At 72.5% G+C, this 19,064-nt stretch carries 20 protein-coding genes; 9 read left to right on the forward strand and 11 right to left on the reverse strand.

What is annotated here, in order from left to right; genetic code table 11:
* Positions 1 to 21 precede the first annotated feature (21 nt).
* Positions 22 to 708 (reverse strand): TetR/AcrR family transcriptional regulator, encoded by a 687-nt coding sequence (locus tag TR48_RS11855; RefSeq protein WP_042366047.1) that lies wholly within the window; start codon positions 706 to 708, stop codon positions 22 to 24.
* On the reverse strand, positions 705 to 2,216 hold the full coding sequence (locus tag TR48_RS11860) for an MFS transporter (protein ID WP_042366048.1): 1,512 nt from the start codon (positions 2,214 to 2,216) through the stop codon (positions 705 to 707). The genes TR48_RS11855 and TR48_RS11860 overlap by 4 nt, the downstream gene beginning before the upstream one ends.
* 550 nt (positions 2,217 to 2,766) lie before the next feature.
* Between TR48_RS11860 and TR48_RS11865 the strand changes: the two genes are divergently transcribed.
* Positions 2,767 to 3,693, forward strand: a complete 927-nt coding sequence (locus tag TR48_RS11865) for a DUF6528 family protein (protein WP_052442594.1) — start codon at positions 2,767 to 2,769, stop codon at positions 3,691 to 3,693.
* A gap of 97 nt (positions 3,694 to 3,790) precedes the next feature.
* On the opposite strand, the gene TR48_RS11870 is transcribed toward TR48_RS11865, so the two are convergent.
* From TR48_RS11870 to TR48_RS11880, 3 genes are read right to left on the reverse strand one after another with little or no spacing between them, the layout of a single operon-like run.
* A complete protein-coding gene (locus TR48_RS11870) occupies positions 3,791 to 4,273 on the reverse strand; it encodes a hypothetical protein (protein WP_052442595.1) in 483 nt (160 codons plus the stop codon).
* A complete protein-coding gene (locus TR48_RS11875) occupies positions 4,270 to 4,878 on the reverse strand; it encodes a class F sortase (RefSeq protein WP_052442596.1) in 609 nt (202 codons plus the stop codon). The genes TR48_RS11870 and TR48_RS11875 overlap by 4 nt, the downstream gene beginning before the upstream one ends.
* Positions 4,879 to 4,927: 49 nt before the next feature.
* On the reverse strand, positions 4,928 to 5,212 hold the full coding sequence (locus TR48_RS11880; protein WP_042366049.1) for a hypothetical protein: 285 nt from the start codon (positions 5,210 to 5,212) through the stop codon (positions 4,928 to 4,930).
* 580 nt (positions 5,213 to 5,792) lie between these two features.
* On the opposite strand from TR48_RS11880, the gene TR48_RS11885 reads away from it, so the two are divergent.
* The 4 genes from TR48_RS11885 (at position 5,793) to TR48_RS11900 (ending at position 11,416) form a co-directional block, all read left to right on the forward strand.
* Positions 5,793 to 6,578, forward strand: coding sequence for a G1 family glutamic endopeptidase (locus TR48_RS11885; protein ID WP_042366050.1), 786 nt, complete (start codon positions 5,793 to 5,795; stop codon positions 6,576 to 6,578).
* Positions 6,579 to 6,843: 265 nt separating this feature from the next.
* Positions 6,844 to 8,499, forward strand: a complete 1,656-nt coding sequence (locus TR48_RS11890) for a S53 family peptidase (RefSeq protein ID WP_042366051.1) — start codon at positions 6,844 to 6,846, stop codon at positions 8,497 to 8,499.
* A 255-nt stretch (positions 8,500 to 8,754) separates the two neighbouring features.
* Positions 8,755 to 8,916 carry a hypothetical protein gene (locus tag TR48_RS43135; RefSeq protein WP_161789814.1) on the forward strand — a complete coding sequence of 54 codons (162 nt, stop codon included), beginning with the start codon at positions 8,755 to 8,757 and terminating at the stop codon, positions 8,914 to 8,916.
* An 847-nt stretch (positions 8,917 to 9,763) separates the two neighbouring features.
* Positions 9,764 to 11,416 carry an MFS transporter gene (locus TR48_RS11900; protein ID WP_236652116.1) on the forward strand — a complete coding sequence of 551 codons (1,653 nt, stop codon included), beginning with the start codon at positions 9,764 to 9,766 and terminating at the stop codon, positions 11,414 to 11,416.
* 101 nt (positions 11,417 to 11,517) lie between these two features.
* Here the strand turns inward: TR48_RS11900 and TR48_RS11905 are convergent, their stop codons facing one another.
* Positions 11,518 to 11,799, reverse strand: coding sequence for a hypothetical protein (locus tag TR48_RS11905; RefSeq protein ID WP_042366053.1), 282 nt, complete (start codon positions 11,797 to 11,799; stop codon positions 11,518 to 11,520).
* A gap of 43 nt (positions 11,800 to 11,842) precedes the next feature.
* Positions 11,843 to 12,238: a hypothetical protein gene (locus TR48_RS11910; RefSeq protein WP_042366054.1), complete on the reverse strand. Its 396-nt coding sequence runs from the start codon at positions 12,236 to 12,238 to the stop codon at positions 11,843 to 11,845.
* Positions 12,239 to 12,378: 140 nt separating this feature from the next.
* Here TR48_RS11910 and TR48_RS11915 point away from each other — a divergent pair, with 140 nt between their 5' ends.
* Complete coding sequence (locus tag TR48_RS11915; protein ID WP_042366055.1) at positions 12,379 to 13,032, forward strand: HAD family hydrolase; 654 nt, start codon at positions 12,379 to 12,381, stop codon at positions 13,030 to 13,032.
* Positions 13,033 to 13,293: 261 nt separating this feature from the next.
* Here the strand turns inward: TR48_RS11915 and TR48_RS11920 are convergent, their stop codons facing one another.
* From TR48_RS11920 to TR48_RS11935, 4 genes are all read right to left on the reverse strand, one after another.
* Positions 13,294 to 15,696, reverse strand: a complete 2,403-nt coding sequence (locus tag TR48_RS11920; RefSeq protein WP_052442598.1) for an FtsX-like permease family protein — start codon at positions 15,694 to 15,696, stop codon at positions 13,294 to 13,296.
* On the reverse strand, positions 15,693 to 16,427 hold the full coding sequence (locus TR48_RS11925; protein ID WP_042366056.1) for an ABC transporter ATP-binding protein: 735 nt from the start codon (positions 16,425 to 16,427) through the stop codon (positions 15,693 to 15,695). Before TR48_RS11925 ends, TR48_RS11920 begins: the two co-directional genes overlap by 4 nt.
* A complete protein-coding gene (locus TR48_RS11930) occupies positions 16,424 to 16,948 on the reverse strand; it encodes a PadR family transcriptional regulator (RefSeq protein WP_042366057.1) in 525 nt (174 codons plus the stop codon). The genes TR48_RS11925 and TR48_RS11930 overlap by 4 nt, the downstream gene beginning before the upstream one ends.
* Before the next feature lie 85 nt (positions 16,949 to 17,033).
* Entirely contained in the window at positions 17,034 to 17,381 is a 348-nt protein-coding gene (locus TR48_RS11935; protein ID WP_042366058.1) for a hypothetical protein, read from the reverse strand.
* 366 nt (positions 17,382 to 17,747) lie between these two features.
* On the opposite strand from TR48_RS11935, the gene TR48_RS11940 reads away from it, so the two are divergent.
* The 3 genes from TR48_RS11940 to TR48_RS11950 all read left to right on the forward strand — a co-directional run bounded on the left by TR48_RS11940 (position 17,748) and on the right by TR48_RS11950 (position 19,061).
* Complete coding sequence (locus TR48_RS11940) at positions 17,748 to 18,212, forward strand: SRPBCC domain-containing protein (RefSeq protein WP_042366059.1); 465 nt, start codon at positions 17,748 to 17,750, stop codon at positions 18,210 to 18,212.
* Positions 18,209 to 18,559 carry an ArsR/SmtB family transcription factor gene (locus TR48_RS11945; RefSeq protein ID WP_042366060.1) on the forward strand — a complete coding sequence of 117 codons (351 nt, stop codon included), beginning with the start codon at positions 18,209 to 18,211 and terminating at the stop codon, positions 18,557 to 18,559. Before TR48_RS11940 ends, TR48_RS11945 begins: the two co-directional genes overlap by 4 nt.
* Before the next feature lie 61 nt (positions 18,560 to 18,620).
* Positions 18,621 to 19,061 (forward strand): SRPBCC family protein, encoded by a 441-nt coding sequence (locus tag TR48_RS11950; protein WP_084729262.1) that lies wholly within the window; start codon positions 18,621 to 18,623, stop codon positions 19,059 to 19,061.
* Positions 19,062 to 19,064 lie beyond the last annotated feature (3 nt).

Consider the following 19,064-nt stretch of genomic DNA (forward strand, 5'->3'; position numbering starts at 1 on the left):
GGCCCGGCGGCCCCGGCCGGCTCAGCGGGCCGCGGAGCGGCGCGCAGCCGGGGTGGCGACGGCCGCGTGGACGAGCGCGTCGTCGGCGGGCGGGTGTTCCAGCGCCCGGTCGGAGGGCCGGAATCCGGCGAGGATGACGCAGAGGTGACGCCGCCAGACCTCCGGCGCGCGTCCCGCGGTGTCGTCGACGATCCCGCGCAGGGACAGCACGGCGAGGTAGACGTCGCTCAGCGTGAGGTCGCCACGGACCTCGCCGCCGTGCTGGGCCTCCTCCAGCAACCCGGCGAGCAGGGACCACAGTTCCGCGCGGCGGGTGTCGGCGGTGGGCGGCACGGCCTGCCACAGCCGGGTGAGGCAGCCGTGGTGCGAGGCCAGCACCGAGCCGATGTAGGTCAGGACCTGCTCCAGGCCCTTCCCGTCGGCGTGGGCCTCGGCCAGTTCCCTGGCGCGCTGCAGGACGGTGTCGAGGATCTCGTCGCTCAGGGCGGTGAGCAGGGCGTCCTTGGTCGGGAACCGCCGGTACAGGGTGCCCATGCCGACGCCCGCGCGGTGGGCGATCTCCTCGACCCCCGCGTCCTGGCCGACCTCGGCGAAGACCTCCCAGGCCGCGCGGAGCAGTCGTTCACGGTTCTCGGCCGCGTCGCGGCGCAGCGGCCGGCCCGGGCGGGCGGTGGTGCCGTCGGGGCCGGCGGTGGTGCGGTCGTTCATGCGACGGTCGGCTCCCCGGCGTCGGCTTCGGCACCGATCTGAGCACCGGCGTCGGCCCCGGCAGCGACGCCCTGGCGCGGGATCGGCGAGCCCTCGGCGACCGGCTGCTGCAGGCGCCGGTTCGGCCGCGAGGAGGGGATGATCACGGCGGCCAGCGCGGCGAGCACGGCCGCGCCGGTGAGGAACCAGAACGTCGCCGTGTAGCCGGAGTCCTGCGGGAAGGGGTGCGCGGCGGTCACGCCGCCGGCGAGGATGCTCGCCGCGACACCGCTGCCGACGGCCCCGCCGATGGTACGGATGTTGGCGTTCATCCCGCTGGCCGCGCCGGTCTGCGCGGGCGGGACGGCCTCGACGACGATCGCGGACATGGAGGAGAACGCGAGGCCGAGCCCGACGCCGAGCAGGCTCGACGCCAAGTACAGCTCCCAGGTCCGGTCGTGACCGGCCGCGAGCACCACGAACGGGATGACGGTCGCCACGCTCCCGGCGACCAGGACCCGCTTGGCCCCGTGACGGGCGCTCAGGCGGCCGGTGAGCGTGCCGAGGACGAACATGAAGCCGGTCATCGGCAGCATGTAGAGGCCGGACTGCGTGACGCTGGCGCTGAAGCCGTACCCGGCGAGCCGCCGCGGGGTCTGCACCAGCTGCGGCAGGAAGGTCATCGTGGTGTACATCACCACGCCGAACAGCAGGGCCACGAGGTTGGCGGTCCAGACCGCGGGGATGCGCATCATCCGCATGTCGATCAGCGGCTCGGCCGAGCGCAGTTCGACCAGGATCCACAGCGCCGCGCAGACCGCCGCGGCGGCGAACAGCCCGAGGATCCGGGCCGAGCCCCAGCCCCAGGAGGGGCCCTCGCTGACCGCGAGCAGCAGCGCCACCAGCCAGACCGACAGCAGGACCGCCGCGCCCCAGCTGATCCGGCCCGGGGTGCGCACCGGTGACTCCGGCACGAACAGGTGGGTCGCGACGGTCGCCAGGGCCGTCATGATCATCGGGAACCAGAAGAGCCAGTGGTAGTCCATGTCGGCGACGATCGGCCCGGCCAGGATCAGCCCGATACCGCCGCCGATCGCGGTCAGCGCGGCGGTGATGCCGACCGCGCCGTGCACCTTCGCCGCGGGGAACTCGTCGCGGATGATGCCGAAGGCCAGCGGCAGCACGCCGCCGCCGAGCCCCTGGATCACGCGCGCGACGACCATCAGGCCGATGCTGTTCGACAGCCCGGCGACTCCCGATCCGACGGTGAGCGCCACGAGCGTGAGCAGCAGCATCCGCTCCTTGCCGACCTTGTCGCCGATGCGCCCGAGTATCGGCGTCGCCACGGAGGCCGACAGCAGGTAACCGATCATCAGCCAGGTGGCGGTGGACTGCGAGGTGTGCAGGCGCTCGATCAGCGTCGGCATCACCGGCACGACGAGCGACTGCAGCAGGGAGTAGGCGCCGACGCCGAGCAGCAGCACGGCGAAGGTGACGTTGTAGTGCGGGCGTGCGGCGGTACGCGCCATCGACGACTCCAGCGGATAGGCCAACCGGAGATGTGACTCCGCATACCGAACGGTATCAGGCTCTGGTCGGGCAGACTCGCAGGCGGCTGGAGGGTGACTCGCCTTGGCCCGGTCCGTATCTCGCCGCGTCAGAGAGGCCCGCGATCCAGGTGTTCAGCGGTCGCGGCAGAGCGGCGGGCCGGCCCCGCCGGCCGGGAACGCGCGGCGGGCAGCGGCGCGAGGTCTGGACGAAGAGGCTCCCTGCGAGGGAGAGCGGCATGACGCCGAGCCCGACCCCGCCCACCTGTTCGATGAGCCCTCTGGCGTGTCCTTCCGCCGCCGACGGGCCCGGACGTGTTGCCGTGGAGGAGTGATCACACCCTCCACCTCATCCGCAGATTCACCGTGTCCGCACCCGGGCCCGTCCCGGCGAGCCGTGATCAAGGCCACCGGCGCCGCCGGCCTGGTGAGCCCCTTAGGCTTCGCACGACGCAGACCCCGCCAGGATCCGGGTCCGCAGGCTCCTGCTCCGCACGCTCCCGCTCCGCATGTTCCGGCCGTCGGCCGCAGCATGCTGCTTGCCGCGGACCAGGCCAGCGAGCGGGTCCTCGTGTTGGACGCGGCCAACCCGACCTGGCAGCACGGGATGCAGCCGATGCGCGCCGCCCGCAGCGCCTCCTGGTCGTGGTCGCCGCTGGACCACAGCGGCCTGAGCCGGTTGAGCCCGAAGCGCAGCTGGAACAATGTCAGCGAGGCCAAGTACCGGCTGTGGGAGGGCGAGCACTGGGTGCTCACCTGCGCGTCGGGAGGTATGGCCGCGATGGTCTCCCTGACCACCGGATCGGTGCGCTGGGCCACCCGGACGGACGCGAACGCGCACAGCGTCGAGGTGCTCCCGAACGGCAACGTCGCGGTCGCCGCGAGCACGCAGGACTTCGTACGGATCTACACCGCCTCACAGTCCTCCCGCTCGGCCCACTACAGCCAGTTCCACCTCCCGGGAGCGCACGGCCTCCAGTGGGACCAGACCCGGGAGCTCCTGTGGGCCGCCGGCGACACCCGGCTGGTGGCCCTGCGGGTCAGCGGGACCGCGAGCCGCCCCCGCATCCATCTGGTGCGGTCCGTGGCCCTGCCGAGCCGCGGCGGACACGACGTGAACGCGGTCGCCTCCTCCCCCGGGCTGTTGTGGGTCACCACCGAGAGCCACGTCTACCAGTACTCCGTCGCGAGCAAGGCCTTCGTGGCGTACACCGGCGAGCAGGAGATCGACGAGCCGGGCGTCAAGAGCATCAGCGACGACCCGGTCAGCGGTCAGGTGCTCACCGTGGCGCCGGACGGCGAGAACCCGTGCCAGTGGTGCACCTCGAGGGTGGCCTTCCACCTACCCGACGGGATCCAGGGCATCACCAAGAGCAGCCTGTACAAGGCCCGGTGGATGCCCGCGGTCCTGGCGGCGGCCGACGGCAGAGACCGGTCCGCCTCGCTGCCGCCCGGGTGAGACGAGCCGGGCGACCCGGCAGGAAGTCCTCGGGCCCTGGTCCCCCGCGGTGCGGGAGGCCCAGGGCCCGAGGACATGGCCGATCCGGCCTCGCGGGTCAGGCGGTTCGGCCGACCACGCGGTGCAGGTGTCGGATCACCAGCGGGGTGAGGCAGACCAGCGCCAGGCCCTGACCCGGCAGGGACATGGTCCGCTCGGCGGTCCACAGCAGCTCGTTGAGGTCGACGAAAGGGCCGGCCTCGTACAGGCCCGCGAACTGGTACACGATCAGGCCCACCAGCCCCGCGGCGGCGGTCAGCCACCCCAGCGCGTCGCCGACCGGGTGCCGGAGCGTGATGACCAGCAGGGCGGCGATGCACGCCACGACCGCCTCGGTGCGGAACCAGGTGCCGATGTTGATCCCGGGTGCGGTCAGCGCGTAGTGACCGGCGAGGTAGGCGTGGACGGCGCCGTCGACCGCCAGCCCGACCGCGGCCAGGATCCGGGCCGGCAGGTCGAAGTACCCGGGCCGGCTCTCGATCAGGCTCGGCACCGGATCACGGCGGGCGGTCTCCGGCGGGCAGATCGGACGTTCCGTCATGTCTGGTCGCCGGTGAGGTGGGCGTAGACGACGACGTTGCTGGAGTACTCCTGGGTGGCCTTGTCGTAGGTGCCGCCGCAGGTGATCAGCCGGACCTCGGGGCGGCCGGTGGCGCCGTAGACCTGGCTCTCGTCGAAGTCGTCGCGCGGGATCACCTTGATGGCGTCGACCGTGAAGTCCGCGGTGGTGTGGTCGGCGCGGGTGACCGCCACGGTGTCGCCGGGACGGGCGACGGCGAGGGGGTAGAAGACGGCGGGCCCGGTCGGGGTGTCGACGTGGCCCACGATGACGGACGTGCCCTGCTGGCCCGGGGTGACCGAGCCGTCGTACCAGCCGGCCGTGTGGGGGTGGGCGAACGAGGGGGTCGCCACGGTGCCGTCCGACGCGCGGCCCACGGGCACCAGCGGAGCGTTCAGCCCCAGGCGCGCGATGGTGATCCGCTCGGGCTCCGAGGCGGCCATCGGCGCGACGGGCGGCGCGCTCGGCGAGACCGACGCCGAGGCCGACGCGGACGGTGGGACGGCGGCGGCCTTGACGACCGCCGTCCGGTGCGCCTGCGTGTCACAACCGGTCAGGAGCGGGGCGAGCAGGCAGCCCCCGAACATGACCGCGGTGGCGGCCGCACGAAGGCGGCCGCCACCGCATGCGGGATTGTCAGCCACCGATGTGCGAGGTCCGGGCGGCCACGGAGGCGGCCATGCCGCCGCCACCGGCCTCGACACCGTGGTGGTGGTGACGCCACCAGCCGCCGTGGTCGTGGTCACGGTCGCAGCAGCGGCCCCAGTGGTCACGGTCACGGTCGCCGTCGCAGTGACGGTGGTGGTTGGTCTGCACCGCAGCGACGGTGCGGGGCGCCGCCTGCGCGGTCGCCGGAGCCACCACACCCACAACCGCCGCGGCGGCGACGGCACCGATGACGGTCACGCGGATACTCTTCACAGCTGTCCTCCATGGACTCAACTGACGGGCGCCCGGTCCGGAACGCCCTTCGTATGCACAGCACCGTCAGGCATTCCCGAGCGCGGGCACTTCATCGCACAAAGCACTCCTTCGGCGCACAACAGATCTTTCCCTGGTGAGCCGTCAAGTCAGCCTTCGGGAGTCGGGCGGCCGACGCTTTCACCCAGGCCAGAGGCCGTAACTGACGCCGTGTCACCGGTGCGCCGTTCTGCCGCGGACGCCGCTGACGACCGATCAGCATCGGGCGTCCCGCCGTGTGGCGACCGGGTGACAACGGGGCCGCCCCCGGCTCGCACGGAGGCCGCTCAGAGGATTCTCAGAAGTTTTCCGCCGGTTCCCCTATTCAGCGTGTCCACGTCAGCCTTACTCTCGTTCAAGCACCACGCAACAGGGTGTCACTCCCTGTGGTCCACCGTCCGCTTTCGGTGGACCCACGGGGCGTCAGCACGCGCACCGCACCTCCCCGAGCAGGAACGGCACGTGTCTGACGCCGCGTCGGGCCCGGCCGAGGCTGTTCTCTCCCGCACCGCACCGTCCCGCACCGCAGAGAGGAACCTCCGTGCACCTGCGCCGCTTACTCGCCCCCGGCTCGGCCCTCGCGCTCACCCTCGCCGCCTTCGCCCCCACGGCGTCCGCCGCCGCTGCCCCCGCCGCGGCGTTGCTGCAGGCTCCGATGCACCACGTGGCCGGCCAGCACGGCACCACGCCCTTCTTCGTCAGCCACGGCGGCGGCCTCAAGCACACCACCGCGACCAGTGACAACTGGTCGGGCTACGCGACCACCGGCGGCACCTACACCAGCGTCAGCACCACGTTCGTGCAGCCCGCCGTCGACTGCTCGCAGGGCGACGGCTACTCCAGCTTCTGGGTGGGCCTGGACGGCTACAGCTCCAGCTCCGTCGAGCAGACCGGCACGGAGGCCGACTGCTCCGGCGGGCAGGCCGAGTACTCGGCCTGGTACGAGATGTACCCGGCCGACCCGGTCACCTACAGCAACAACGTCCAGCCCGGCGACACCATCACCGAGACCGTCAGCTACGCCTCCGGCACCTACACGCTGACCCTCGCGGACAGGACCGAGGGCTGGACGAAGAAGACCACCAAGCGCGAGAGCGGCCTGTCCCGCTCCTCCGCGGAGATCATCGCGGAGGCCCCCTGGTCCGGCAGCGTCCTGCCGCTGGACGACTTCGGCACCGTGAAGTTCAGCAACAACACGGTCAACGGCTCCGGCCTCGGCGGGACCAACCCGACCGGCATCAACATGGTCTCCGACTCCGGCGCCACCGAGGCGACCACCTCCTCGCTGAGCGGCGACAACTTCTCCATCACCTGGAACAGCCTCTGACGCCGGCCCCACCGCGGCGTGGTCCCGGCGGCAACGCCTCAACCGCCGGGACCACGCACCCCACCCCCGGCGGCCCGCCCCCGGCCGCCGGCCGGGCCGGCCCACCCCGCTCGGGCGGCGCCCCGTAGCAGACCGCCCGAGCACACCCCCGCTCCGGCCGGGCCCGTCCCCCGGCCCGGCCGGAGCGGCGGCGCCCGGACATAACGGGCAACGCCGTTCCAGCGCACGGAAGTCGCACATCCCCCTTGATCCCAGGAGGACCCCCGTGAAGCTCTCGCTCCGTTCCGCCGTCGGCCTGCTGGCGGCGCCGCTGCCGATCCTCGCCCTCGCCGTGGCCTCCCCCGCGCACGCCGCCACCCCCGCCCCGGCGGCGCTGCGCGGCGACGTGCTCCCCGCGATCGCCCACGCCCACCGCGGCGCCCAGATCGACGCCCGACAGTCCATACCCGTGACGCTGAGCCTCGCCCTGCGCGACCAGGCCGGGCTGACGGCCTTCCTGCAGAAGGTCAGCGACCCCCACTCCGCGGAGTACAAGCACTACCTGACGGTCAAGCAGTTCGCGGATCGCTTCGGCGCCACCGCGCAGAGCGTCAGGCGGGTCACCGACTACCTCAGGAGCCAGGGCCTGGCGGTGGGCCAGCTGAGCGCCAACCACCTGACCCTGCAGGCCCGTGGCACCGCCGCCCAGGTGGAGAAGGCCTTCGGGACCACGCTCGCCACCTACCACGACGCCTCCGCCAAGCAGGACTTCTACGCAAACACCAGCGCCCCGGTGCTCCCGGCGTCCATCGCCGCCGACGTCACCGACGTGGCCGGCCTCAACGACTACGCGCACTACCACAGCGACCTCGCCCGCAACGCGTCCGCGCAGGCGACCTCGGACGCCACGCCCATGGCCACCCACCCGGGCCTCACCCCTGCCCACGCCCGCACCGCCTACAACGTCGCCTCCGCGATCAGCTCCGGCTACACCGGCAGCGGCGTCACGGTCGGGCTGCTGGAGTTCTCCGCCTACAGCCAGTCGGACGTGACCACCTACGACAAGGGCTACTCGCTGACCCCGCCCGCGCCCACGGTCCGCACCGCGGGCGGCGGCACGACCGACACCTCCGGCGAGGACGAGGTCGAGCTCGACATCGAGGTCGTCCAGGCCCTCGCCCCACAGGCGTCGGTCAAGGTCTACGAGGCCCCCAACAGCGACGCCGGCGAGCTGGCCGTCTACGCGGCGCTCGTCAGCGACGACGTCCCGGTCATCTCCACCAGCTGGGGCGAGTACGAGGCGGGCGAGACCCCCTCCAACCTCACCGCCGTCAACACCGACCTGCAGGAGGCCTCCGCCCAGGGCCAGTCCTTCTACGCGGCCTCCGGCGACAGCGGCTCCGACGACGCGGGCAACGGCGGCACCTCCGTCGACTTCCCGGCCAGCGACCCCTACGTCTCGGGCACCGGCGGCACCACGCTGTCCCTCACCTCCTCCGGCGGCTGGAGCAAGGAGACCGGTTGGTCCGGCAGCGGCGGCGGCGTCTCCTCCGAGTTCGCCACCCCCAGCTTCCAGAGCAAGGTCGACACCGGCAGCTACCGCTACGTCCCGGACATCGCCGCGAACGCCGACCCGAGCAGCGGCTGGTCCGTCTACAGCGAGGGCGCCTGGGACGAGTACGGCGGCACCAGCGCCGCCGCGCCCAACTGGGCCGCGTTCACCGCGATCTACGACAGCGAGGCCAAGGCGAAGGGCAAGCCCGCCTTCGGCTTCGCCAACGCCACCATCTACGCCCTGGCGCAGTCCTCGAACTACAGCAAGGCGTTCCACGACGTCACCAGCGGCAGCAACGGCGCGTACAAGGCCGGCACCGGCTACGACCGCGTCACCGGCTGGGGCACCTACAACGGCGCGAACTTCCTCTCCGCCGAACTCGGCTGACCCACCGCCCCACTCCGCCTCCGCTGCCCGGCTCCCCCGCTCCCCTCGCGCCCCGGCGCGGGGGGAGCGCCCGGCGCTCCGACGCGCCGGAGCGGCCGTCCGGAGTAGCCCCGGTCGCCGGACCGGCCGGCTGCTGCTCGACTGGCGGCAGAACGTCCGCCGACCGCAGGAGCCCGTGATGCCCGTCCCCATCGGAACCCCGATCGCCCTCCTCTTCATCGCCGCAGCCCTCGTCTTCCTCCCCACGATCTTCGGTTGACCGCGATGGACCCCCAGATCAAGCGCTTCACCAACGAACTGATGCGCCTCACCGACGACCTCGACCACGCCACCGCCTTCGACTTCGTCACCCGCGTCCACACCGCCGGCCTCGAAGCCGACCCCGTCGACCAGCGGCGCGACGACCCCGAGGACTGACCGCCCCGCCCCGACCCGCCCCGCAACGTGATGACGACGCTCACGGGGGCCGCCCGTGGACGGCCTGGCGGTGGCGGGTCTGCAGGACGCGGACGTCCGTGACCCGCGTGGCCCTCGACAACCGCGGTTCGGTCTCGTCCGCCCACCGTGTCGCCAACTGGCGCGCTCGGGCCAGGCGCCCTCGGCGCAGAGCAGCCGGCACATGGTGCTGATCGTCGTCGCCGCCTGCACATGGTCCGGCGCATCGTCCAACGCCCGCTCCAGGGCCTCCTCGGCGGCGTCGAACTGACGAGCCTGCGTGAGCAGCCAGCCCGTGAGCTGCAAGAGGCGCGCTCGAACCGCCCGGCCCTCCGGTCCTGCACGGGCGACCTCGTCCGCGTCACGCAGCAGGGAGGGCAGCAGCACCCCCAGCTCGGAGAGCCGGTCCCCGGAGAACAGTGGCAGCGCCGCACCGAGGTTCGCGCGCACCCCCGCCACCGTCGGGGCCTCGTCCACATCCCCTCGCGGCTGCGGCGGTCCGAGTAGGGCGTGCCGAGCAGGCGCCCACCGCTCCACTGTCGCGGTGCTGGCCCCCTGCCCCGCTCCGCAGCGGTCCGCACCGCCGCGCACCGCCCCGCACCGGTCGTGCGGAGCAGTCCAGCGGTGACAGGGAACCCCTTCGCCTGAAATAGTTGTACAGCACACTGACCGAAGGGAAGCCCTCGCCATGCCACCCAGCTCGCCCGCCGCCTCGCCACCGGGCGGATCGAAATCCGCCGCCGACGCGGCAGTCGCGGCTCCCCCTGAGGTCGAGCACGAGCACGGCCCCCACTACAAGTGGGTCGCCCTGTCGAACACGACGCTCGGCATGCTGATGGTGATGATCAACCAGTCGATCGTCCTGATCGCCATGCCGAACATCTTCGACGGGATCCACCTCGACCCGCTGGACCCGCACAACACCAGCTACCTGCTGTGGATGATGATGGGCTTCATGGTGGTCACCGCCGTCCTGGTGGTCACCTTCGGGCGGCTCGGCGACATGTTCGGCCGGGTGCGGATGTACAACCTGGGCTTCGCGGTCTTCACCGCGTGTTCGATCATGCTCTCCCTCACCTGGGGCAGCGGCACCGAGGCCGCGCTGTGGCTGATCGGCTGGCGCGTGGTCCAGGGCGTCGGCGGCGCGCTGATCTTCGCCAACTCGACCGCGATCATCACCGACGCCTTCCCGGCGCGGCAGCGCGGGACCGCGCTGGGCATCAACGTGATCGCGGGCATAGCCGGGGCCTTCATCGGCCTGATGCTCGGCGGCGTCCTCGGGCCGGTCGGCTGGCGCTGGGTGTTCCTGGTGTCCGTCCCCGTCGGCGTCTTCGGCTCAGTCTGGGCCTACCTGAAGCTCAAGGACACCGGTCACCGCCAGCCCGCGGCGATCGACTGGTGGGGCAACCTCACCTTCGCGGCCGGCCTGATCACGCTGTTGGTCGGCATCACCTACGGCATCCAGCCCTACCACGGCGCGACGACCGGCTGGGGCAACCCGTGGGTGCTCACCGCCATGGGCGTCGGCGTGGTGCTCCTGATCGTGTTCTGCGTCATCGAGTCCAAGGTCGCCGAGCCGCTGTTCGACCTCTCGCTGTTCAAGCTGCGCACCTTCGCCGCGGGCAACCTGGCCAACCTGCTCACCGCGCTCGGCCGTGGCGGCCTGCAGTTCATCCTGGTGATCTGGCTCCAGGGCATCTGGCTGCCGCTGCACGGCTACAGCTTCGAGCAGACCCCGCTGTGGGCGGGCATCTACATGATCCCGCTGACCGTCGGACTGCTGGTGGCCGCGCCCGTCTCGGGCCTCCTCTCCGACCGCTTCGGGTCGCGCTTCTTCACGATCACGGGCGCGCTGCTGAACGCGCTCAGCTTCGGCCTGCTGATGGTGCTGCCCGTCGACTTCCCCTACCCGGCCTTCGCGGCGATCCTCGTCCTCAACGGCCTGGGCGCGGGCCTGTTCGCCTCCCCCAACCGCGCCGAGATCATGAACGCGGTCCCGGCGCGCCAGCGCGGCGTCGGCGCGGGCATGACGGCCACGTTCCAGAACGCGGCGATGGTGCTGTCCATCGGTTTGTTCTTCAGCCTGATCGTCCTGGGCCTCGCCCAGAGCCTGCCCGGCGCCATGGACCACGGCCTGGTCGCGCAGGGCGTGCCCGCGCCGGTCGCGGCGAAGGTCTCCCAGCTTCCGCCGCTGGCGGTGCTGTTCGCGGCGTTCCTCGGCTACAACCCGATCCGGCAACTGCTCGGTCCGCAGGTGCTCCAGCACCTCCCGGCGGGACGCGCGGACTACCTGACCGGCCGGGACTTCTTCCCTCACCTGGTCACCGGCCCGTTCCAGGACGGCCTCGCGGTCGCGTTCTGGTTCGCCCTCGCCGCGTGCCTCGTCGCGGCCGTCGCCTCCGCCTTCACCGGCCGCCGCATCCCACATCCGGCTGCGCCGTCGCCCGTCGCCACGAGCGACACGGAGCCGGCGAAGCGTTAGGCGTCGGCTTCGTCACCCAGATCCCACCGGTTCGCCCCCGCGGTGCCTGGCACCACGGGGGCGAACCGTATCTCCGGGTGGGCAACTGCCGTCGGCGCGTCTCAGCGCAGACGAGCGGCGAGCGTGTGCCCGATCAGCAGGTAGACGAGGGCAGGGATACCGTAGTTGAGCAGGGTGCGCAGCCAACCCTCGGAGGGGGTGAAGAGGTCGTGCCCCCAGGCCGACAGCCAGTCGGCCGCGTTGTGGATCCAGTGCGCCACGTCGTTGGAGGGGTTGGCCTTCAGGACATAGAGGATGATCCACAGCACCAGGATGCCTGCGACGACATCAGCGACGATCATGACTCCGCGGGACGCGCCCGCCGCGCTGTATCTGCCTTCCATGACGGGGCGTCTAACCGTAACGGGGGGAGCCAAACGGCGGCGGTCAGGACGTCGGCGTCCACGGCACGACGACGATCTGGTGGTCGTCCTCGTAGATGACTCTTCCCGGAGCGGAGGACTCCAGCCGCTCGCACGGGACGTCGTGGGCGGCCAGGATCCTCAGACAACCGCTCACTCCCTCGACGAACTCGCCCGCGGCGGACTTGAACCAGGACGCCGCGGCTGGATGCAGTTCGCGGTCGTAGACCGTGGGGTCGACGGTGGAAGGGTCGGTGAGGCAGGCGTCGTACCAGTCGTTGGCCGCCCGCCAGAAACGGTGTTCCTCCTCGCTCAGCCGACCGGCCCGTGCGAGCCCGTTGAGCAGGGCGAAGACGCCGGGGAAGTGGCCGCGGGCATTCGGGGACGCCGCCTGGAACCTCACGAACACCGCATCGCCCACCGCTCGGCTCCTCCCCCACACCGCCTCGCGCCGGACAGGCTGTCAGGAGGGCCCCGGCCCACGCAACAGCCATGCCCCGAAGCAGGGCAGGCACCGACGTTCGGGTCCGGGCACCGAGAGCGAAGCCCTATCCTACGGGGATGATCAAGCCCATCGAGCTCGTCATATTCGACTGCGACGGCGTGCTGGTCGACAGCGAGCGCATCGCCGTACGCGTGCAGGTCGCCCTCGGGGCGGAGTTGGGCTGGCCGCTGAGCGAGGGCGAGGTCGTGGAGCGGTTCATCGGGCGCTCGCACGCGGCCATCCGCGAGCAGGTCGCGGCGCGGCTCGGCGAGGACACGGCGGCGCTCTGGTCGCAGAGGTTCGAGAAGCTCCACCGCGAGGCGGTGGACGCCGAACTCGCTCCCGTCGAGGGACTGCCGGAGGCCCTCGACGCGCTCACCCTGCCGACGTGCGTCGCCTCCAGCGGATCCCACGACAAGATGCGGCACACCCTCGGCCGCACCGGTCTCCACGAACGCTTCGCGGGACGCGTCTTCAGCGCCGGCGAGGTCCCACACGGCAAGCCGGCCCCCGACTTGTTCCTGTATGCCGCCCGGCGGATGGGCGTGGACCCGGCCGCCTGCGTGGTGGTCGAGGACAGCCGGCCCGGCGTCCATGCCGCGCGCGCCGCGGGCATGCGGTCCTTCGGCTACGCCGGCGGCCTCACCCCGGCCGAGCGACTCGAAGGCCCCGGCACCACCGTCTTCCACCACATGCGCGATCTCCCGGGGCTCATCGCAGAGCTGCGCTAGTCGGCCGTACACGGGCGGGGCGGCACGGGACGGCCACGCGGGCGCGCCGCCGCCGAGAAAAAGGGACGGTCTCCTCGCCGATCGGCGGAGAGACCGTCCCGAGCACCGCGCCGCCCGCCAGCACCACCGCGGCCGAGCCCGGCGCCGCCGTGCACGGCCGGCTGGCGCTGGAACGACGAGCCCTTCGACACCTCGGACGCCTGAGACGTCCTCGCGCACGCGTCGGGGGCACGCCACCGGCGTGCCCCCGACCGCCGCGCGCTACTCGGTGCGCAGGCCGTCCGCGCGCATCAGCCGCCACAGAGCCGGCATGCTGATCAGGGTCGCCAGCAGGGCGACGGCCAGGCCCGTGCCGACCAGTTGCATGACCGACGTCCAGTCGAAGCCGACGGGCGCGCGGGTGATCCGCAGGAGTACCGCGCCCAGGCCGACGCCGAAGCCGAGGGCCAGGCCGAGACCGAGCAGGATCGGCACCAGGGTCTGCCACAGGACGGACAGCGCCAGCGTGGAGCGACGGGTGCCGAAGGCGACGAGCACGGCCAACAGACGCCGCCGTTCGCGCAGTTGCTCGATGGTGCCGAGCGCGAGGCTGAGCCCGATCAGCACCATGGTGGCCGTCGCGCCGACGATCAGGCCCCGACGCAGGGCGTCGAAGGAGTGCAGGGTCACGCTGGACGACACCGTGGTCACGGCCATCGTCGGATCCACCGACACCGCCGCGTTGCGGGCCCGTTCGAGAGCGTCCGGGTCGTTCTGGGCCAGGCGCAGCTGGAGTTGGGCGTACGGCAGGACCAGCCGGTCGACGGAGAGCGCCTGCGGGGTGGCCAGGACTGTGGGGGCGTTCGAAACGACGGTGCTGGCCGAGCCGCTCAGGGCCGTCTGCGGGGCCCCGGCGGGCACCTTCCACAGGCGCGGCTTCGGCGGCGGCCCGTCGCCGTTCGGGTCGGCCAGGTCCAGCGTCGTGCCGACCGGGACGCCGACGGTGTAGACGCCGCCGGGGCGACAGCCGCCGACCCGCGCGACCGATTCCAGTGCCGCGCAGTCCCCGACGACGAGTTGGACCTGGTTCCAGTTCGACGGGGAGCTGCCCGGGGCGCCCGGCTCCACCGCCATCGCGGTCACCCGCGCGGTCACGCCGAGCACGCCGTCCACCGCCCGGAGCCGGCCGGTGAGCTCGTCCAACTGCTGGGCGCCGGTCACGTCGTGCGTCAGCAGCGCCTGCACCCGCTGGGTGTCCAGGCCGCTCTGCTTGGTGAAGTCGGCGGTCACCCCGGCGAAGAGCGTCTGGATGCCGATCGCGCCCGCCACGGCCACGGTGATCCCGGCGACGGCACGGGCCGCCGTGCCCCCGGACAGCTGCAGCCGTCGGCTGCCCAGCTGGATCGGCACCGGTCCGGCTCCGAGCCGGGCCACCACCCGCTCGATCACCCAGGGCAGCAGCGCGGCGACGCCCACCAGCAGCAGGATCATCCCCGTCGGCAGCAGCAGGGAGTTGCCGTCGCCCAGCCCGCCGAGAAGGGAGGGGAGGAGCATGGCCACGCCCAGCAGCGGCGGCAGCAGGCGCCACCACAGGCGGCGGCGGACCGGCGCCGAGCGGCGGACCACTCCGAGAGGTTCGATCGTGACCCCGCGCAGGGCCAGCGCCGTGACGACGATCGAGCACGCGGGCACGGCGAGGGCGATCAGCCCCGCCATGCCGAGCCCGGGCGTCACGTCACGCGGGAAGACGCTGAGCCCGGCGATCTCGATGCCGCCGATCACGGCCCGGCCGACCTGGAAGAAGAAGAACCCGGCGAGCACACCGAGTGCCCCGCCGACCAGTGCCTCGCCGGCCGCGGTCCGATGGGTTCCGGAGATGTCCGCACCGATCAGCCGCAGGGCCGCCAGGCGCCGGTCGCGGCGCTCGCCGCCGAAGCGGGCGGCGGTGGCGACGAACACGGCGATGGGCAGCAGCAGCACCACGAAGGCGACCACGGACAGCAGCACGAGCACCGGGTTCATGCCGCTGTCGACGTAGTGGCCGCCGATGCTGTTCGTGCGGTAGAGGTCCTGGTTCGATTCGGCGCCGCTCAGGTGCAGCGCGCCGTCCCCCGCGTAGTAGGCGAGCTCGGAGGGGCCGAGCAGGCCGTCGTCGGCGATGGTGCCGACGATCCGGTAGGGCAGGCGGTCGCGCAGCAGGCTGCCCTGGGGCGACGCGAGGACCCGCCGCAGGGCGGGCGAGACGTACATGGTGCCCGGGGCCGGGTAGGCCGTGAGCCCGGCGACGACCTTGACCGCCGAGCCCTCGGGCTTGAGCAGCTTGCCGTAGACGTCCTCGCCGTGCCATGAGGTGTCGCCCTCGCCGACGAGCATGGTGTCCGGGCCCGGCTTGAGCGTGGCGCCGAAGTAGGTCAGGTCGCGTGCGGCGCTGCGCTGCGAGCGGTCGGCGACCAGGCCCGGCACGGTGGTGCCGAGCAGCAGCATCGCCACGCCCAGCCCGACGCCCAGCGCGCTGAGAACGGTGCGCACGATGGCCTCGCGGCCGGTCAGTGCGAAGCGGGCGCCCAGCGACAGGTCGCGCGCCCAGCCCCGGAGCCGGTCGCCCGGCCCGGGGGCGTCGGTCGGCGGACCGCCGCCGGGCGCGGCCGTCTGCCGGTGGTCCAGCGCTCCCCCCGCGGCGGTCACAGCGCGACCGCCGACGTGGTGGCGCGCCCGTCGCGGACGACGACCTCGCGGTCGGAGTAGGCGGCCACCCGCACCTCGTGGGTGACCAGCACCACCGCGGCGCCGGTGTCCCGGGCGGCGGCGGTGAGCAGTTGCATGGCGCGCTCCCCGTTGAGCGAGTCGAGGGCCCCGGTCGGCTCGTCGGCGAAGACGACGCGCGGGCGGGGGGCGAGGGCGCGGGCGATCGCGACGCGCTGGCCCTGGCCACCGGAGACCTCTCCGGGCCGCTTGGCGGCGACGTCGGCGACCTCCAGCCGCTGCAGCCACTCGGCCGCGCGCGCCTCTGCCTCGCGGCGCCGCGTCCCGGCCAGGCGCAGCGGCAGCGCGACGTTCTCCAAGCAGGTCAGTTCGGGCACCAGCTGGCCGAACTGGAAGACGAAGCCGAAGTCGGAGCGGCGCAGCGCGCTGCGCCGGGCGTCGCTCAGCGCCGTCAGCTCCTGGCCCTGGTAGTGGACGGTGCCCGCCTCGGGGCTGACGATCCCGGCGAGGCAGTGCAGCAGCGTGGACTTGCCGGAGCCGGACGGGCCCATCACGGCGACGATCTCGCCGCCGCGGATCTCGAAGTCGGCTCCGGCGAGCGCCGGGGTGGCGCCGTAGGACTTGTGCAGACCTGCCGCCGCGAGCAGGGGCGCGTCGGTGACGCCGCGGTTCGCGGCGTGGGCGGTCGGGGCGGTGGGGGTGGTCGGCGTCATCGGGTGAGCTCCTCGGCGAGCTGGTCGATCCGCGCGGCGGTCAGCTCCAGCCAGCGCATGTCGGCTTCGAGGTGGAACAGGGCGTGGTCGCAGATCAGCTGGTCGGGGAGGTCTCCCCCGGCCTTGCGCCGGGTGAGCTCGCGCATCAGGCGCAGGTGCTCCGAGCGCTGGGTGTCCAGGATGTCCTGCGCGCTGCGCCCGGTGAGCAGGGCGACCACGACCTTGGTGTAGAGGGCGCTCTGCAGGTAGGGCTCGGGCCTCTCGGGCTGGGCGAGCCACTGCTCGACGTCGGTGACCCCAGCGTCGGTGATCGCGTAGCGCTTGCGGTCCGGACCTTCGCCGGCCTCGATGCCCTCGACCTCCACCAGGCCGTTCTTCAGCAGTCGCGCCATGGTCGCGTAGACCTGGCCGTAGTGCAGCGGGCGGTCGTGGCCGAAGCGCTCGTCGAAGGCGCGCTTCAGGTCGTAACCGTGTCTCGGGCCGGATTCCAGCAGGCCCAACAGGGTGTGGCCGATCGTCATGCGACGACTATACGCACGGCGTATACACGCAGTGCATACGCCGATCGGGGGATCTGCCGCCCACCGGTCGGGGGGGAAATACGACTCAGGACGAGGAGGTGCGCGCGGTGTTCAGGGCGCCGGTGATGGCGCGCAGGATCGCGTCGATCCCCTCGACGCTGCCGGCCGGGGCGGCGAGCGAGAGCGCGGCGGTGCGAGCCGCGTGGAGGGCCTCCTGGGCGCGCAGCAGGGCGCGCCGGTCGTGGGCCGGCTCACAGAGCAGCTCGGCGTTGTCGAGGACGGCGACGGCCGCCGCCGCTCCCACGGCCCGATCCGCGACGGCGCGGACGGGGCCCGGGTCACCGGTGGGGGCCAGCGCCGCGCCGGCGGTGGTGACCTCGGCATTGAGCTGCGACAGCGGCTCACCGACCAGGCTGGAGATGGTGCGGGACATACGGGCTCCCCCTGTGACTGCGACTCGCATCGGCGCCCCGCCGGGGCCCCGACGAACTGAGATGCATGGTTCCGGGCCGGGCGCGACGCCCAGTCTGCCCCGCCCGACGCGACCCTGTCACCCATCGCTCCGTCACCTCCGACGCGCCGGTACGCGTCGATGCATCACCTGCATTGGCAGGGGCCGAAGTTGGCCTCCCGGAGACCGACACCGAGCCGCCGGGAGCACGATAACGGGACATATGCGGGTAAAACAGGCACATTTCCGCCCCGACCCGCCCATGAAAGGCAACCTTTGGTTGCACATGAGCGGGGGTCGGCCTAGAGTGATAAGCAACCAAAGGTTGCGAGTACGAGGAGCAGCGCCATGGAGTTCGGCAGCATCGAGCGGGAGATCCACGTCGACGCCACGCCGGAGGTGGTCTACGAGGTCGTCAGCACGCCGGAGCACCTGCGCGGCTGGTGGCCGGACGAGGCCGAGTTCGAGCCCGAGCCCGGCGGCACCGGGACCTTCGGCTTCGGCGACAGCTCGTCGCCGGACAGGCACGTCGTGGCGCTGACGGTCATCGAGGCCGATCCGCCGCGGCGGTTCTCCTTCCGCTGGATGCACGAGCAGGACCAGGCGGCGACGCCGGGCAACTCGCTGCTGATCACCTTCGACCTGGTCCCCGCGGGCGCGGGCACGCTGCTGCGGCTGACCGAGACGGGCTTCCGGGAGCAGGGCTGGGAGGCCGCCGTCCTGGAGGAGCAGTACCGCGACCACGTCACCGGCTGGGACTACTACCTGCCCCGGCTCGCCCCCTACGTCGACGGACTGGTGCAGGCCCCGTGAGCGTCGTCGTCGACGACGAGCTCTGGTCCGCGGTGGGCGACCCGATCCGCCGCCGGATGCTCGACCTGCTGCTCACCGACGGCGGCGGCACGGCGACCACGCTGAGCGAGCGCCTGCCCGTCACCCGGCAGGCGGTCGCCAAGCACCTCGGCGTCTTGGACCGGGTCGGGCTGGTGCACGCCACCCCCTCCGGCCGTGAGCGGATATACGCCGTGGACGAGGCCCAGTTCGCCCGCGCGGTCGCGCAGCTGTCCTCCGTGGGCGCGGCCTGGGACGCCCGTCTGCGCCGCATCAAGCGGATCGCCGAGGCGATCCAGCAGAGCCGTGAGCCCCGGCCCGAAGGCTGACATCCGAAACCCCACGCATCGTTCATCCCACATCACGCATCACACGCGAGGAGGCATCGTCATGGTGGACATCCTGCACAGGGTGGGGGTCACCGCACCCCCGGAGCAGGTCTACGCGGCCCTGACCACGGTCGAGGGCCTGGCCGCCTGGTGGACCGAGGACACGGACGGCGACCCGGACGTCGGCGGCGTGCTGCGGTTCCGCTTCGCGCCCGGCGGCTTCGACATGAAGGTCCTGGACGCCCGCCCCAAGGAGCTCGTGCTCTGGGAGGTCGTCGACGGCCCCGAGGAGTGGATCGGCACGCGGGTCCGCTTCGATCTCTCGGAGGCGGACGGCTTCACGATCATCCGCTTCCGGCACGAGGGCTGGCGCGAGCCGGTGGAGTTCATGTACCACTGCAGCACCAAGTGGGCGACCTTCCTGCTGAGCCTGAAGAAGCTGCTGGAGACCGGCGAGGGCGAGCCCGCGCCGCGCGACCTCAGGATCAGCAACTGGCACTGACGC

Origin of the sequence: Streptacidiphilus neutrinimicus, assembly GCF_000787815.1 — a bacterium.
In the GTDB taxonomy this organism is placed as follows: domain Bacteria; phylum Actinomycetota; class Actinomycetes; order Streptomycetales; family Streptomycetaceae; genus Streptacidiphilus; species Streptacidiphilus neutrinimicus.

What these genes read in the sequence shown, in the direction of transcription:
- TR48_RS11940 (WP_042366059.1), top strand. Translation starts at nt 17,748, where the DNA reads ATGGAGTTCGGCAGCATCGAGCGGGAGATCCACGTCGACGCCACGCCG.
- TR48_RS11855 (WP_042366047.1), bottom strand. Translation starts at nt 708, where the DNA reads ATGAACGACCGCACCACCGCCGGCCCCGACGGCACCACCGCCCGCCCG.
- TR48_RS11950 (WP_084729262.1), top strand. Translation starts at nt 18,621, where the DNA reads ATGGTGGACATCCTGCACAGGGTGGGGGTCACCGCACCCCCGGAGCAG.
- TR48_RS11875 (WP_052442596.1), bottom strand. Translation starts at nt 4,878, where the DNA reads ATGTTCGGGGGCTGCCTGCTCGCCCCGCTCCTGACCGGTTGTGACACG.
- TR48_RS11935 (WP_042366058.1), bottom strand. Translation starts at nt 17,381, where the DNA reads ATGTCCCGCACCATCTCCAGCCTGGTCGGTGAGCCGCTGTCGCAGCTC.
- TR48_RS11905 (WP_042366053.1), bottom strand. Translation starts at nt 11,799, where the DNA reads ATGGAAGGCAGATACAGCGCGGCGGGCGCGTCCCGCGGAGTCATGATC.
- TR48_RS11925 (WP_042366056.1), bottom strand. Translation starts at nt 16,427, where the DNA reads ATGACGCCGACCACCCCCACCGCCCCGACCGCCCACGCCGCGAACCGC.
- TR48_RS11900 (WP_236652116.1), top strand. Translation starts at nt 9,764, where the DNA reads ATGCTGATGGTGATGATCAACCAGTCGATCGTCCTGATCGCCATGCCG.
- TR48_RS11860 (WP_042366048.1), bottom strand. Translation starts at nt 2,216, where the DNA reads ATGGCGCGTACCGCCGCACGCCCGCACTACAACGTCACCTTCGCCGTG.
- TR48_RS11930 (WP_042366057.1), bottom strand. Translation starts at nt 16,948, where the DNA reads ATGACGATCGGCCACACCCTGTTGGGCCTGCTGGAATCCGGCCCGAGA.
- TR48_RS11870 (WP_052442595.1), bottom strand. Translation starts at nt 4,273, where the DNA reads ATGACGGAACGTCCGATCTGCCCGCCGGAGACCGCCCGCCGTGATCCG.
- TR48_RS11915 (WP_042366055.1), top strand. Translation starts at nt 12,379, where the DNA reads ATGATCAAGCCCATCGAGCTCGTCATATTCGACTGCGACGGCGTGCTG.
- TR48_RS11865 (WP_052442594.1), top strand. Translation starts at nt 2,767, where the DNA reads ATGCTGCTTGCCGCGGACCAGGCCAGCGAGCGGGTCCTCGTGTTGGAC.